The sequence below is a fragment of the Ancylomarina sp. 16SWW S1-10-2 genome, from assembly GCF_009669305.1.
GTDB lineage: Bacteria > Bacteroidota > Bacteroidia > Bacteroidales > Marinifilaceae > Ancylomarina.
Map to the genome: position 1 here is coordinate 48781 of NZ_SADB01000003.1, position 17102 is coordinate 65882.

Annotated in this window: 9 protein-coding genes; all 9 read left to right on the forward strand. The window is 35.0% G+C overall.

The window, feature by feature from the left end:
* Nucleotides 1–114 precede the first annotated feature (114 nt).
* Nucleotides 115–4257, forward strand: a complete 4143-nt coding sequence (locus EMN46_RS03305) for an ATP-binding protein (protein WP_154199254.1) — start codon at nucleotides 115–117, stop codon at nucleotides 4255–4257.
* Between the two features lie 396 nt (nucleotides 4258–4653).
* On the forward strand, nucleotides 4654–6477 hold the full coding sequence (locus EMN46_RS03310) for a right-handed parallel beta-helix repeat-containing protein (RefSeq protein WP_229130254.1): 1824 nt from the start codon (nucleotides 4654–4656) through the stop codon (nucleotides 6475–6477).
* A 29-nt stretch (nucleotides 6478–6506) separates the two neighbouring features.
* Nucleotides 6507–8090 (forward strand): sulfatase, encoded by a 1584-nt coding sequence (locus EMN46_RS03315; protein ID WP_154199255.1) that lies wholly within the window; start codon nucleotides 6507–6509, stop codon nucleotides 8088–8090.
* A gap of 2 nt (nucleotides 8091–8092) precedes the next feature.
* Nucleotides 8093–9484 carry a sialate O-acetylesterase gene (locus EMN46_RS03320; protein ID WP_154199256.1) on the forward strand — a complete coding sequence of 464 codons (1392 nt, stop codon included), beginning with the start codon at nucleotides 8093–8095 and terminating at the stop codon, nucleotides 9482–9484.
* Nucleotides 9485–9548: 64 nt separating this feature from the next.
* The gene (locus tag EMN46_RS03325) at nucleotides 9549–10928 is read left to right on the forward strand and encodes a family 43 glycosylhydrolase (protein ID WP_154199257.1); all 1380 of its coding nucleotides are present in this window, start codon (nucleotides 9549–9551) and stop codon (nucleotides 10926–10928) included.
* Complete coding sequence (locus tag EMN46_RS03330) at nucleotides 10925–12001, forward strand: hypothetical protein (RefSeq protein ID WP_154199258.1); 1077 nt, start codon at nucleotides 10925–10927, stop codon at nucleotides 11999–12001. The genes EMN46_RS03325 and EMN46_RS03330 overlap by 4 nt, the downstream gene beginning before the upstream one ends.
* Nucleotides 12002–12014: 13 nt before the next feature.
* Nucleotides 12015–12908 carry a sialate O-acetylesterase gene (locus tag EMN46_RS03335; RefSeq protein ID WP_154199259.1) on the forward strand — a complete coding sequence of 298 codons (894 nt, stop codon included), beginning with the start codon at nucleotides 12015–12017 and terminating at the stop codon, nucleotides 12906–12908.
* A 23-nt stretch (nucleotides 12909–12931) separates the two neighbouring features.
* Nucleotides 12932–15586, forward strand: a complete 2655-nt coding sequence (locus tag EMN46_RS03340; protein ID WP_229130255.1) for a glycoside hydrolase family 2 protein — start codon at nucleotides 12932–12934, stop codon at nucleotides 15584–15586.
* Between the two features lie 51 nt (nucleotides 15587–15637).
* Nucleotides 15638–17095, forward strand: coding sequence for a twin-arginine translocation signal domain-containing protein (locus EMN46_RS03345; protein WP_154199380.1), 1458 nt, complete (start codon nucleotides 15638–15640; stop codon nucleotides 17093–17095).
* Nucleotides 17096–17102: the final 7 nt, after the last annotated feature.

Here is a 17102-nt window from a genome sequence, read left to right on the forward strand (position 1 = left end):
TTTGATTGTGTTGACGATGGTTTGTTGCGAAATTTTTTAATTTTATCTTTTGAGCTATATTCTCTTTAGGATTGTTTATTTTAGCTCTTTCAATAGAAAACCCCTATTTTTTTTATGCTGAAGAAAATGTTCAATAAGATCTGTGTACTTATAATATTACTAGTTTTCCCTATTACTGGCTCGTTTGGGCTAGTTAAAAACTTAGACAGTTCTCAACAGCTTACTATTTCAGATGGATTAGCACACAATGGCGTTACCTGCATTCTTGAAGATTCACGAGGTTATTTATGGTTTGGAACTTATGAAGGGCTAAACAGATATGATGGATACGAAATAAAAGTATTTAAGAATACGCTTGATAAAGACATATTGGCAAGTAATAGAGTAAGATCAATTGCTGAAGATAGTAAAGGAAACCTGTGGATTGGGACCGATGAAGGAATCACGCTTTATAATTATTCACAAGAGAAATTTAAAAATATTTACACTAATAAACTCTATAATAGAGGTGTGCGCGGTCCAGTTGTTAGGTGTATTCTTATTAATGAACAAAAAGGATTAGTTGTTTGCGCTACAGAGGGCGATGGTGTGCTTGTTTTTGATCATAATTATTCTTTCTTGCAGCAGTATTTGCCAACTTTTAATGATTCCAAAAGTGATGTTCAATTTTATGACGGAATAAGTCTGGATAAATCGAATTATCTGTTTGCAACATCAAAAGGTCCCGTATGTCTTAATCTAGAAAAAAATAAGATGATTCCAGTTCTTGAGACAGAACTAGCTCTTAACAATTCAATTACAAAAATTGATGAAAACACGGTTTTATTAACTCTGGATTTAGGTATTGCTTTTGTTGAATACCATATTAGCAATGGCGATTTTGTTTTTGAATTAAAAGGGACTTATTTCAAATCAGAAGGGTTTAAAACAGCTTCAATTGATAAGTTTAGAAATCTTTGGCTGGGCACATTAAACGATGGAGTTATTCATATTGAAAATGTAGATCGACTTAAAAACAATAAGAGTTATAAGCAATCTTATTTTAATGCAGGTAAATCGATATTGAGGTGTAGTTGCTTTGCCCCATCAACGAAGAGTGGATGTTGGTTTGGTACGTTTAATGACGGGATATTTAATTTTGATCTGGATGCCAATCCATTTGGGAAATTTAATATCGAAATGGATTATAAATTTGGTTTATCATCAAATTTGGTTACTCATTTTTCTCAATTCGACGATCATCGTGTATTAGTTACTGCAACGCTTGGTGGCATTGCACTCTTTAATGTGATAGAAAAAAAGTTTGAACCTCTTCCTTTTTATTTGTCCGAAAAAGACAGACATAAGGTTGCATCTGTTTTTGTTGATTCCAAGAAGAATATTTGGATGAAGATGTCTAACGAAGATGGTCTTTATAGGGTTCGTAAGGGTACAAAAACAGTAAAAAAAATAATTAATAAATCCATACCAGCTGGTATGGGGTTGCGTTCCTTTTCCGAAGATAATGATGGAAATATTTGGATTGGAGCCACCGATAATGTTTATAAAATATGCCTAACTAAGGACGGAACTGTTAAAAATGTACTACGATTAAATGATCATCCCTTTTTTAAGGAGAATAAACTTTCTCTTATTCGCTGTGTTTACGTTGATCCTGTTTACAATTTCATTTGGTTAGGAGCCGATTCTGATGGATTGTTTAGGATTGAGAGTATGGGAGATGGAGGATTAGAGGATTTGAAGATTCAACAGTATGTAAATGATAAAAGCAACAGGTTATCTATTTCAAGCAATTTTGTTAGCTCTATTATTCGGTTGCCAAATAATGAATTTTGGATTGGAACTGAAGGAGGTGGTATTTGTAAAGTCATTAATAGCGATAAGGAACCAGAATTTATTGCATTCTCAGAAAAAAATGGCTTATCGAATAATGCAGTCAAAAATATACTGTACGATGATGAGTATAATTTATGGATTACCACTAATATTGGTTTGAATAAGTTCGACACTAAGGATTATAGATTTAGAAAATTCAGTGAGGTTGATGGTTTACCTTTCGAAGATTTTTGGTTTGCATCAATCAAGTTGTCAAATGGATTCATGATGCAATCTGGGTTGGATGGCTTTTGTTATTATAATCCTGCTGATTTACCAGACAAAGAAGAGCTTCCAATTTTAGAGTTTGGTGATTTTAAATTGGATAATAATCTTGTTTCGCCAGGTGATACGATAGCAGGTCGAGTCCTTTTAAGTAAACGCTTAAATGAACAGAAAGAAATTGAGTTAAATTATGACGAAAACGTATTCTCTATTGAGTTAAAATCGCTTCATTTTTCAACGCCTGATAATCACTTTTTAAGATATCAACTCTTACCAATTAATGATGAATGGGTAGAAGTAAACTCTGACCAAAGAAACATATACTATAGTGGATTGCAAGCTGGAGAATACGAATTAAACGTGATGGCTTCGAATTCTTTAAAGCAATGGACAGAACCACGAAGGCTCAAAATAATTATAAACCCACCTTTTTGGGAAACCACACTCGCATATATCTTCTATTTTTCACTTTTGGTACTTATCCTTTATTTGGTGATGTTTTATGTCTTACGATTTCAAACATTACAGCATAATTTGCAGATTGAAAAGTTAGAAAAAGACAATGTGAAAGAGGTAAATCTTGCTAAACTTCGCTTTTTTTCGAATATATCGCATGAAATCAAAACGCCAATTACTTTAATCACTGGACCGGTAGATTTATTGTTAAATCGCTTTCAGAATAATGTCGATGTTAAAGAGAAATTGGAACTGGTAAAACGTCAATCTAAAAAGATTTCTAAGCTTATTGATCAAGTTCATGATTTTCAAAAATCGGATGCGAACCAATTAAAGGTGCATTATTCAACATTTGGATTTCAATCCTTTTTAAACGATTTGCTCTCTGATTTTGAGTTTATGGCTAATAATTCAAATAAGAATTTAAAAGTCAAGAGTAATTGTACCAATCTGTTTGTAAATGCTGATAATGATAAGTTGGAGAAGATTCTAAATAATCTTTTAAATAATGCTTTTAAATTTACCGAGTCTGGAGATACAATTCAAGTGGAATATACTTGTGTTGATAGAAATCTAATTATTAAGGTATCAGATACCGGTCGAGGAATTATATCGGATGATTTACCATTTATCTTTGAGCGGTTTTATCAGTCGACGCATAAACATGGTGCGTATACGGGAGGTTCTGGAATTGGATTGGCTTTTACAAAAAGGCTTGTTGAGATGCATTATGGTTCTATCGAAGCTGAGAGTGAATTGAATGAAGGAACCACATTTACGGTACGTTTACCCATAGTAGAAGAAAATGTATCAGATGATATCAAAATTAAAGAAGATGAGATTTTATCGATAGAGAGAAAGCACGATCAAACTGTTTCTGTTTTAAATCAGACAAACCTTTCTGAGATAAAAGTAGGAAGCGATTTTTCTAATTCTTATGTATTCCTAGTTGAGGATAATGATGATATGAGAAATTTTGTTTCATCAAGCCTGTCTAAGTTTTTTAAACTGAAGTCATTTGTTAATGGACGTGAATGTTTAAAAGCAATGGAAGAAGAGTGGCCAGATATTGTTATCAGTGATGTTTTAATGCCTGAATTAAATGGTTTAGAATTGTGTAGACATATAAAATCAGATATTAAAACGAGTCATATTCCAGTAATTCTATTAACCGCTTGCGCGACTATTGAAGATCAGATTCAAGGCATAAAAGAAGGTGCTGATTCTTATATCAGAAAGCCTTTTGATTTGCAGCACCTTGTAGCACGAACAGAGTTTTTATTGCAGAATAGAAAACAATTACGTCAGCGATTTCAAATTGATTTACCTCTTAGTTTAGAGAAAAATAAAGACAATGGAAATGATGCTATTTTCTTAGAGAAATTATACGAATTAATGGCTGAGAACTTGGACAATCAGGATTTAGATTTGGATGGCTTTGCCAAAGATTTATTTCTAAACCGAACTCATTTTTACCAAAAAGTGAAAGCCATAACAAATCAAACACCATTTGAACTTTTAAAATCGTATAGATTAAAGAAAGCTTCTGAATTCTTAGTGCAAGATAAACTATCGGTTAACGAAGTTTATTTAATGACAGGCTTTAAAAGCCGAACTCATTTTAGCAAGTTGTTTAAGGAGAAGTATAATGTTACTCCTGGAAAATTTGCAGTTGAATCAAGCAAGAAGTATTCTAGTTAATCTGTTGATTTAAAAGTAATCATAGTAGATCTCCCTGATCGATTTATCCATGCAAATAAATTTATTATTTACTTTCAGACACACTAAATAAATTCTCAACTACATATCTAACGGTATTTATAGCCTATTTTGATTTTAGAAATTAAAATCTTTTAAGTTATGATATCGTTTTCTGTGTAGGTATGATAAAGCATTGCTTCGTTTAAAAGAAATGTCGCGTGAATTATTATTTTTAATACCTCCCCATTGGATCTTACTTTTGAGTAAGACGTCCTAAACAAACGATTTCAGAATACAAAGATGTAAAATCAATCTGCTAGTAACATGCTCTTATTATAGTGTGTCATGTAGGTTTTGTGGATGTTTATTATTGTGCGATAATAAAGGGTATTTAAAATGAATAATTGGAAGATGTGTAAAGGAATTATAATGGGGAGATTAGTATTAATATTAATCTTACTGGCTTCAATGGGAGCTAATGCAAAAGAACTAATTAAGATTAAGCCATCAGATGAGGATATGACGCCAATACTTCGTGAGGCTTTGGAGAATGTTTCGGATTTGGATGTGAAAATAGTATTCGAAAAAGGAACTTATCGTTTTAAACCAGATTATGCTACTGAAAAATATTGTTTTATTACCAATCACAACAATGGATTAAAGAGAATTATTTTTCCAATGGAAGGTTTTAAATCTGTTGAAATTGAAGGTAATGGTTCTGAATTTATTTTCCATGGTCGAGTTTTACCCTTTCAATTTAAAGGCTGCGAAAATGTAACTGTTAAGAATCTTAGTTTAGATTGGGATATTCCATTCACTTTTCAAGGCGAAGTTATTGAATGTAATCCAGAAGAGGAATGGCGTGATATAAAACCATTTACAGATGGTTTCTCATGGAAAGTAAGCAAAGGACAACTCCTATTTCCAAATATTGATGGATTCCATTACAGTAAAATTGGGAGTACTTTAGCTTTTGATCGTAAGGAACAGCGTGTTGTTCATGGTGGATGGGATGTATCGAGTTCACCTCGATGGGTTGAAAAAAGAAAAGGTGGAATTCTACGTTTTCACGAGAAACTTAAGCATTATCCTCCTGTCGGATCAATTTTACATTCAAAGGGAGCTAAAGAGGAAAATCGATATGCACCTGCTTTTCATGTTATTTCATCAAAAAATACTCGTATTGAGAATGTTGTTGTTCATAGTGCATTAGGAATGGGATTTTTATTCGAACGTTCTGAAAATGCAACATTAAGTAAATGTGGTATTTATTTGCCTGAAGGTTCAGATAGAGTAGTAACTACTATTGCTGATGCGACTCATTTTTGCAATTGTAAAGGTGATATCTTAATCGAAGATTGTCGTTTCGAAAATATGTTGGACGATGGAACTAATGTGCACGGTACTTATGTTCAGGTTGATAAAGTGATTGATGCTCATACGGTAAGAGTTGGTCTTAAACATGGGCAACAAATGGGCTTCGAGTTTGCTGGAAAAGATGATGTCATCTGGTTTATTCAAAAGCCAAGTATGCAAAAAGCATCAGAGAATACGGTAACTGCTGTATCAATAGTTAACGACCAGTACATTAATCTTACTTTTAAAGATCAATTACCTGAAAATTTAGCCATAGGCGATTTGCTTGAAAATAAAACTTGGAATCCTACATTTACCATGCGTGGTTGCACAATTCGCGATCATCGTGCTAGAAATGTTGTTTTAAAAACACCTTTAAAAACCGTTATCGAGAACAATAACTTTTCATCAATGATGTCTTCTATTCTATTTAGAGGTGAAACTTACTATTGGTTCGAATCAGGAGCAGTAGAAGATGTTGTTATTCGAAATAATCACTTTGAATATTGTGCTTATAGTGGATCAGAACATGCTGTAATGTATATCACTCCACGATTGGGAGAGGGTTTTAATCAAACAGAATGCTACGATCGTAACATCCGTTTTGAGAATAATACCATAAAAAACTTCGACAACAGAATTGTTTGGGCTGATAGAGTAGATGGATTGATTATTAAAGGAAATAAGATCACCAAAACTTATGATGCTAAGCCTTTGCATCCAGATGCGCCACTTTTCGATTTTGCAAACTGTCGCAACGTTCAGGTAATTGATAATGTTTATGTAGGAGATCAGGAAAAGGCTATTGTTGCTGATGAAGCAACTAAAAAAAGCTTAACTGTAAAGAAAAATAAAGGATTTTAAATATAGAATCTTTAAAAAAAAGGAGAGAAATGAATAAGTTAGTTTTGTACGTATTTGGAGTTATCTTATTAGGTAGCGTATCATCTTGCAAACAAAAGCAAGAAAAGCCTAAAAGACCAAATATTTTGTTTGCTATTGCCGATGATGCTTCGTGGAAGTATTTTGGTGCCTATGGATGCGATTGGGTGAAAACACCAGCTTTTGATAAAGTAGCCGAAAGAGGTTTGTTATTTCAAAATGCGTACACACCAAATGCAAAGTGTGCACCTTCTCGTTCTATTATTTTAACAGGGCGAAATAGCTGGCAATTAGAGGCGGCGGCGAATCATGCACCTTATTTTCCAGCGAAATTTAAAACCTATGCTGAAGCTTTAGGTGAGAATGGATATTGGGTAGGAAGTGTAGCAAAAGGTTGGGCTCCTGGCGTTCCTGGATCTATTAATGGTAAAGAAAGAGAATTAGCAGGTCCTAAATTTGATACTTATACTGCTACTCCACCTTCTAAAGGAATTTCTAACAACGATTATGCGAAAAATTTTGAAGCATTTTTGGATGCTCGACCTAAAGGAGAACCTTTTTGCTTTTGGTATGGTAGTAAAGAACCACATCGTAGTTATGAATATAAAACTGGGATAACAAAAGGAGGCAAAAATATAAGTGAAATTGATGAGGTGCCTGCTCTTTGGCCTGATGTTGACACGGTTAGAACAGATATGCTTGACTATGCATTTGAAATCGAACATTTTGATTCTCATTTGCAAAAGATGTTAAAGAAACTAGAAGAAATTGGAGAGTTGGATAATACAATTGTGATTGTAACAGCTGATAATGGTATGCCTTTTCCAAGAATTAAGGGACAAGTTTATGAGTACTCGAATCACTTGCCTTTGGCAATTATGTGGCCCAAAGGAATTAAAAAATCAGGTCGTGTTATTTCCGATTTTGTGAGTTTTGCAGATTTTACGCCAACTTATTTGGAACTTGCTGGTTTAACTACTGAAAGTGCTGGTATGAAGCCAACTGTAGGAAAGAGTTTAACAGATATTTTCTACTCTGAAAAAGATGGGAAAGTTACTGATGATAGAGATCACATGCTTGTAGGTAAAGAACGTCACGATGTGGGTAGACCTAACGATGAGGGATATCCTGTAAGAGGAATCTTTAAAGGGGATTATTTGTACTTACACAATTTTAAAACAGAAAGATGGCCTCAAGGAAATCCTGAGACAGGTTATTTAAATTGTGATGGTAGTCCAACTAAAACATACATTTTAGATACGCGTCGTAAGAAAGGTCAAATGAAATATTGGCAGCTGAATTTTGGAAAGAGAGTTTCCGATGAGCTATACAACGTTAAAAAGGATCCTTATTGTATGAATAACTTAGTTGATAACGAGGAGTTGGCTGAATTAAAATTGGCTATGAAAACTCAAATGGAGACTGAATTAAAGGAGCAAGCTGATCCTCGTATTTTGGGGAATGGCGATATTTTTGACAATTATGAATACTCCGGTCCTGTGAGAAATTTTTATAATCGTTATGAGAGCGGTGAAGATATTCCTACACATTGGGTAAATAAAAGTGATTTTGACACTTACTTAAAAGAGAAATAAAAATGAAAAAGGGTTTTCTGTTTTGTGTTCTGATTTGCAGTGCTTTTCTTTTACAAGCTCAAACTGAGCTAGCATCAATGTTTAGTGATCATATGGTGCTGCAACGAAATGCAGAGGTTGCTATATGGGGGAAGGATAAGCCCCATACTAAAATTAGCATTGAAGCTACTTGGGGAGAGAAAGATATTGTATATTCAGATGCTGAAGGTCGGTGGAAAACTGATCTTAAAACTCACAAAGCAGGAGGCCCGTACCAAATAGATATTAAAGGTTCTGAGCAAAAACAAATAAGCGATATTTTGCTTGGCGAGGTTTGGCTTTGCTCAGGACAATCAAATATGGAAATGCCTTTAAAAGGATTTCTAAAAGGACAAGGCGTTTCTGGCAGTAATCAGGAAATCTTAAACAGCACAAATTCTCAACTCCGTTTTTTCACCGTAGAACGAAATATAAGTAGTAAGCCACAAGAAGCCTGCAATGGTAAATGGGAGTTGTCGAACCGCGAAACTTCGGCTGAATTTAGTGCTGTAGCGTATTTTTATGGTAAAATATTACAGGCGCAATTAAAAGTTCCTATAGGAGTAATTTGTAGCAGTTGGGGAGGAACTCCTGCTGAAGCATGGACACCAAAGAATGTTATTTCAGAGGATTTTAAAGAGTTTAATAGTGTTCTGAAAGATGAATCTGCCTATTATCAGAAAACACCAACGGTTTTATTTAATGGCATGATTAACCCACTTATTCCTTTTACTATGAAAGGTGTAATTTGGTACCAAGGGGAAGCGAATAGAAAAAATGCAGAACAATATTCAAGACTATTTCCTGCAATGATTAAGAGTTGGAGAGATCGTTGGAATCTTGGTGATTTTCCTTTTTATTTTGTGCAAATATCTTCTTTCGAATGGGGAGGGGAACCTTGGGTAGAATTAAGGGAATCTCAATTGAAAACAATGCTTTCAGTTCCCAATACCGGAATGGCAGTAACATTAGATATTGGTGATAAATTTTGCATTCATCCACCTAAAAAGAAAGAGGTTGGTGAACGTTTGGCATATTGGGCTTTGGCTAAAACCTATGGTTTTAAAGGGATTCAATATAGTGGTCCGGTTTATAAATCAATGGAAATAAAAGAGAGTAAAGCGTATTTATCCTTTGATTATGCTCCTTATGGGGTATGTAGTATGGAAAATAAACTTGAGAATTTTGAAATAGCTGGTGCCGATCAGGTCTTTTATCCTGCAGAGGCAGAAATAAAAAAAGGTCAACTTATTGTTTGGAACAAGGATGTTAAAGAGCCAACTATTGTTCGTTATGGATGGACGAGTTATTTGAATGGTTGTTTGTTTAATACGGCTGGTTTGCCAGCTTCTTCTTTCAGAACAGATCATCTTTAGAGCAAGCAATTAAAAATAGATTTTTGTGAATATTACATAAGGTTTTAAGTTATTTACTAGGCTCATGAATTTAATAGCAAACGTTTCCATTTTTATCTTACTATTTGGTATGACTTGTTGTAAACCTAAAAGTGGTGATACAAATCAGTTAACCTCAAAAAAGAATAAGTCTTTACCAATAGAGATACCTAATGTTTTTCCGCAGGAAGGACTAACCGATGCACACACAATAATTGCCAATGGTCGTTTGTATTTATTCGGCGGTCATGATCAATCGTGGGATACGGATGACACATGGAGAATGGATCGTTGGGAAATCAGGTCAACTGATAATTTGATTGATTGGAAAAAGGAGGGCGTAATTTTACCTACAGAAACTTATATAGGTGATTTGCCGAATTGTTGGGCTGGCGATATTACAGAGCGAAATGGAAAGTATTATTGGTATTTTTCAAATAGAAATATCAGCACAGGAGTTATGGTCGCAAATTCTCCTATTGGTCCTTTTACTGATGCTTTGGGTAAGCCTTTATTGCCAAATGGTATAATTGGGAAAGGACATCCTTATGATCCTGAAATTTTTGAAGAAAATGGAGTGTACACAATGTTTTTTGGAGCAGGTCATTACTATTCTGTGATTTTGGGTGACGATATGATTTCTTTAGCTGAGAAACCTCAGCCGGTAATTGTTACAACAAAAGATGGAAAGGACAAATGGACAGCTGATAAATCAACAGTATTTAAACGAAATGATATTTACTATTTGGCATGGGGTGCAAATTATGCCATGTCTAAACAATTAAGAGGTCCTTATATTTACGAAGGAGATTTTTTAGCTGGAGGGCATAATAATGTATTTCAGTGGAATGGACAATGGTATGTTGTCACAGAAAATAAAGACATTAGTTTGTTCTATCGAGGAGTTTCTTTAAAACCATTATTCTTTAATGAAGACGGTACAATTGATGTACCGGATGATGATGCAGATTACCCAAACATTGGAAGAGACTGGACTTTTAAACATTCAAAAATGGGATGGAATTCACTGTCAGGAGGAACTCTTGATTGGAAAGTAGGAAGTGTAAGTGGAAATATAGAGGGACACACGGTAATTGAAAGTTCTAATTGGTTGATAACTGACTTGACAAAATGCAAGCATCTGGTTTTACAATTGAAAAATAATAGTCGTTCTACTCAAGCTAGAATCTCTTTGGCATTATTTAATCCTAAAAAAGGTAAATATTGGTCGAATCCTGAAATTGATTGGTCACAAGAAACACAATATGATCTTGATATAAGTTCAAATGATACTGATTTCAAAGAATACCAAATTGATTTATCTCAAAATATGAATCTTAAGTCAAGCTTAAAGCGAATTCGTATTGAACCTGCTTTGGGAGTGAATACTGGAAGTTGGGAAATTAAATACATTGGTTTTAAATGAAAGCACGAAGATATTTAATCAGCATATTATTTACTTCATTTTATTTGCTTTTTCTCCTATCGGGATGCAAGCCTAAAATGATTAAGACTTCCAAAGATTCTTCTTTTCAGGTAAACGCTACCTTTAATCGTAATGCTGGAATATGGAAAGACAATTCGAATTGCGACTCCATTAAATATGGATTTGAAAGTGGTGATGTGAAAAAAGTAGGTGGTATTTTTCACATGGTAGTTAATGAGCGGTTTGCCGATTTGCCAACCGTTAACAATCGCTTTGGCTATTGGCAGAGTTTAGACAACAAGCATTGGGAACGAAAAAATACTTTACTACAATTTCCATACGATACGACTGGTGTAATACCTAACTCTTGTATCTACAGTCCTAAATGGGTTTATTCCAATCAGGAAAATCTCTGGTGTCTGTTTTACATTCAGTACAAATCTTCTCCTTCCCGAACAGATGCTTTTTACCTTCGATACGATGGGCAGGTAATGTGCTCTAAATCTCAAACAAAAGGAATTGATGGAATCGCCGGTCCTTTTGATAAGGGAAAACTTATTTTTAAACGACCTAAGATTAGTAGTTGGGAAGGATTACAAGGAATAACGAGCTTTTCGCCTTATCAGGTAGGAGATAAGTGGTATGCTTTATATGGAAGTGCAAATACCGAAAATAAGCCTTGTACCCATTGGAGAATAGGAATGGCAACGGCAGATAGCTTAACTGGAGAGTGGATTCCCAAAGGAGAAAATTCACCATTACAATTACCCATAAGAGCAGAAGCACCGCAAGTTTTAAAGGTGGGAGACAATTATTTTGCTTTGATCGATGAGATTGGAGGGAATGAGAATTTTAGCTTATTGACTTCTAAAAATGGAATTGATTGGACCTATCATTCAGAACTAAAATTTCTTGATAGAAAAGAGTGGAAATGGAAAGAGGTTCGTTCGCCAATTGGTTTTTTCGAAGATAAAGGAAACTTCTACACTTACTTCACAACTTATTATAAAAACACTGATTTTGCTCCTCTCAGACAAATGAAGTTTAGTATAAATCCACTAAATAAGGAATAAAACTTACTCGATAATGAAACGAATCAGTCTAATTTTAATTGTTTTTCAATTCTTGATATCACCGTCTTTTGCAAGTACAAAGACGAAGTGCGAGAATGTAGTTCATGTTGTTTTATTAGCGGGTCAGTCGAATATGGCAGGAGCCGGAAATTTCGATGAGTTGGATGAAAAGGTAAAGCAAAAAATTAAAGAGATTGGTAAGCGGGTTCATTTAAGTATCAATGGGGAAAGTCCAAAGCCATTGTCTTGCATTTTTTCACAATATCAAAAAAACAAACGAGGTTTTGGGAATGTGTTTGGACCAGAAATATTTCTAGGCTTGACTTTAGCAGAACAAAACCCAACACAAGAATATCTTTTTATTAAAACCTCGCAAGGCGGTACGGCATTGTATGGTGCATGGAATCCAGAATGGACTGCTGAAAAAGCAATGGCGGTAGAGGTGAAAGGCTTTAAACGTGATTTGAAACTCTATAGTCTGCATCAATCTCATATTAAGAAAAATCTGCAAAGGCTAACTGAAGAGGGGAAAGCTTACAAAATTATTGGTATGTGTTGGATGCAGGGCGAAAATGATGCTGCAAAAGAGGTTAGCTCTCGTTCTTATAAAGAAAACTTAATAAAGCTGATAAAAGGTTATCGTAGCGAGTTTAATGTACCAGAAATGCCATTTGTGATTGGGCAAATTAATTCGAGTTATGGAAGTTTCCCTGCAGGTCCTGAAATGGTAAGAAAGGCGATGGTAAGTGTTGCTGAATCGGATGTAAATGCAAGCTGTATCAGAACATCAATGGATAAAAGTTGGAGTGATTACCCAAAAAACGACGATAATGTACACTACGATGCTGAAGGACAAACTCGTTTAGGAAGAGCATTTGCAAAAGAGTTAATGATTTTGTGTCAATAATTGAGAGATAAAAAGATACATAGATGAGTAATAGAAGAAATTTTATAAGGAAAGCTGGAGTTGTATTTATTTTAGCAATAATGTTCATCACAGTTTCTGCAGAGAATAATATAAAGGGAAAGTTTTCGACGGCTGGGTTTTACGGTGTCGAAGGAAGCCCTCGTGAAGTTTATAATTTTAATCCTGGATGGCGATTCTATAAAGGAGATGTTAAGGGTGCAGAATTAGTGAATTTTGATGATAGCAAGTGGGAAGCTGCAAACTTGCCTCATGGTTTAGAGATCTTGGGAGAGAATGGAAGTGGTGGTCGTAATTATCAGGGGAAAGCTTGGTATCGCAAGCAGTTTGAGATCCAAAATAAAGAAGTTGATGGGAGAACCTATCTCTATTTTGAAGCCGTTATGGGCAAGTGCAAGATTTGGGTGAATGGAAACTTGTTAGCGGAACATTTTGGTGGTTATTTACCCGTAGCAATTGATATTACCGATGTTACAAACCCAAAAGGGAAAAGGAATATTGTAGCTGTTATGGCAGACAATAGCGATGACAAGACCTATTTGCCAGGTAAGAATCAAAGCGGACTAGATTTTGCTTATTTCGGTGGTATTTACCGAGATACTTATTTAATACAAACTTCTTCGGTGCATTTTACTTTGCCAGAATTGAGTAAAACAGTGGCCGGAGCAGGCGTTTTTGTGGCTACTCTAGATGTGAATGGGAATGATGCTAAAATGGAAATGAGAACCGAGCTTACCAACGAAAGTAAAAAATCGGTTAATGCCACAGTAAAGATTGTTCTGGAGAATGAGGATTTTCAACCTGTAAAGGAAGTGTTGCAAAAGGTAAAATTGAAGGCTGGAGCTAAGCGACAGCTATCAAGCAAGTTGTCAGTAAGTAATGTACACCTATGGCATCCTGATGATCCGTATTTGCACTTTGTTCGTACCGAAATCATTATAAATGGAAAAATAGTTGACCAGATGCGCACTCGAGTTGGAATTCGTTTGTTCGAAATGAGAGGTGCCGATGGTTTATTTATTAATAAGAAGTTCTACGACCAAAAGCTGATTGGAGCTAATCGTCATCAGGACTATAGTTATATTGGAAATGCTTTACCAAATTCAGGTCAATGGCGAGATGTGAAATTACTTCGTGAGGGTGGTTGTCGAATTATTCGAGTAGGACATTATCCACAAGATCCCGCTTTTTATGATGCTTGTGATGAATTAGGAATGTTGACAACGACAGCTAATCCGGGTTGGCACTTTTTTAATTTTAAGAATCCAATTTTTGAAGAACGATTGTATAATGATACGCGAGAGTTGGTTCGAAGAGATCGAAATGTAGCTTCCATATTGATGTGGGAAACGGCCTTGAATGAAACTCCAAAGCAACCAGATCATGCCATGCATAACATGCATTTAATTGCACATGAAGAATATCCTTTCCCTGGAATGTTTACTGTTACAGATCATCAAGAAGCAAAAAAAGGTGGTTTAGATATGTATTATCATGGCGATGATAAAAATGTGAATTCATTTAATCGTGAGTATGGCGATGGCTGGGAAGTTGATAATTGGCAATCTCAAAATTCAATGAGTCGTGTGAAAATGGAATGGGGAGAAAAAGCTATGCTAACCCAAGCATTACGACAAGCAAAAGAATTGAACGATAGATATCCAACACCTAAAGTTCGTATTGGAGGTGCCAAGTGGGCAGGAATCGATCACCAAAGAGGCTATCATCCAGATCCATTTTGGGGCGGATTATTGAATGGAGTTCGTTTGCCTAAATATGCTTACTACGTGTATAAAAGTCAGTATGATGCCGATTATAAGGTGAGAGGAATTGAAACTGGGCCAATGCTATTTAATGCAAATGAACTAACTCAAACTTCGCCTAAAGATGTTGTGATTTTTAGCAATTGTGATGAAATACGCTTGTATTGGTTAGGAGAATTGGTTGTAACACAAAAGCCTTCAAACGACAAGGCTTACGCAGATATGCCACATCCTCCTTTTATTTTCGAAAAAATATTTGATTTTGAGGTAATAAAAAGCGCTTGGCGAAGAAAAACCAAAGATGTGGAAATGATTGCTGAAGGTTTAATCGATGGTAAAGTTGTGATCAGAGATGTGAAAAATTACCCAGAACAATCAGCTGGTTTAAAGTTGAGTGTTGCAGATGAAGGAATGAATTTAACTGCCGATGGTTCTGATATTATTCCTGTTCGTGCTACCATTGTCGATCCTGATGGAATGAAAAAGGTGTTGGCTTCGGAATATGTATATTTTGAAGTTGATGGTCCTGCCGAAATTATAGGAGGGAAGTTTAATATGGGAAATCCAGTGAAAACGGAAATGGGAATTGCTACTGTTCTAGTGCGCGCTTCAACAAAACCGGGAGTTATAAAACTAAGAGCTTTTTCGAATGGATTAAAATCAGATTCCATAACTATTGAGTCTAAACCTTCAAGCTTAAAAAAACTCTTTAATGAGGATTATTTAAAAGCATCGATAAAACCAAGTTCAGATCAAACTGTAATCATTCAAAAAGATAGAGGAGATATGCCTATGGATGTAGTTGAACTTCAGAAAGAAATTAAACAGCTTCGATTAGAAAAAGTGGGTAAAGAACAGGAGATTATGGAGCTTCGAAGTCAGTTAAAAGGGAAATAATAATCTTTAAATGGTTTTGTATTAATACTTGAGATATAAAAAAACACACAGATGAGTAATAGAAGAGACTTTATAAAAAAAGCAGGAATAGGGGTTGCCCTGGCAGGTATCTCAGGCAGTTCTATGGCACAGCTTGCCGGATCGGCACTAAATCAAGAATCGACTACTGATTTTGACCTAATTAATGGCACAGAGAAAGTTGTGCTTAAAGTAACAAAACCTTTATTCTGTCCTTATTATAGTTTATCTACTCCTGAAGAAAAAGGTGGTGGAGCCCACTATTACAGAAATGATGCATTCGATCATAATCCATTTACGGTTCCAGCCAGTGGAATGTCGGGTTCTCCAATAATTATCGATGCAAGAGGAAAGTTTGTTGGTTTTATGACAACTTACGCATATGAAAATTCAATTTTTAGCTTTGATGGAGTCGAGACTTTAACGATAACTGTTCCACAAGGACAAGAGTTGTTTATTGATGAGAATGGTATCGGTGATGAAGCATGGAAAGCTTACAATTCTGAAATGATGCGCAGGTTGGATATCAAGCCATTTACAGATCATCCTGAGTTTTGGTCTGATGTTGAGTATTGTACATGGGTAGAGCAAAAGTTTTTATCGAAAGAGAGACAGGGGCATTTTAATCTTTTAACTCACAATTTTATTGCTAGCTATTTAGATAAGATTATTGAATATGGATATCCAAAAGGAAAAATGACATTGGATCATGGTTGGGGTACTTTTCCTGATGGAACAATCGATTCAGGTTTTGGTTCGTGGATACCAGATCCTAAAAAGTTTCCTAATTTTAGGAAAACAATGGATATGATTAATGAAAAAGGGTTTACTCCAGGTCTTTGGATTGGTTTTCCTAAAATTCATGTTGCGAGTAATATGGCGAAAAGAAATCCTAATATGCTTGGAAGTTGGAAGGCTGGTAGCAAATCGAATAAATCGGATGATATTCGTTGGCTGAACCCAAAAGCAGACATTTTTGAATATGCGTCGGAAACAATTGATCGTTTCTATAAAATGGGCGTCATGAAATTCAAAATTGATATGTCATACAATACCAAATCAGACATGCTTCATATTCATAAAGAATTATACAAAGCGGCTAAGTGTATTGATAAAAACATTGAAATGGAATTTCATGTTCCTGATATTTTCTTCACAAAATTTTGTGATGTAATCAGAACAAATGATGTGTGGTTGAATGATAAGTATGATTGGCCCGCTCGTGTTAAAACTCATTATGCTGTGAGCTTAAAATCATCACCTGGTCGTGGAATCAATTTAGATCATATTGGTGGTAACGATATAGGTGCAATTACAGAAAAAAAGTACCTTCAACATTTAGAAATGTATAAATCTAAGACAGGTTATCCTTGTGTTTCCCTTTTGCCACATCATCTTAGTCAGAAATGTGTTGATGAGACAGGAGATTATCTATGGGCTTATGAAAGGGGAGATAAAAAAATAATTTCTGATTTTTACAATAAAAAGTAGTATTCCG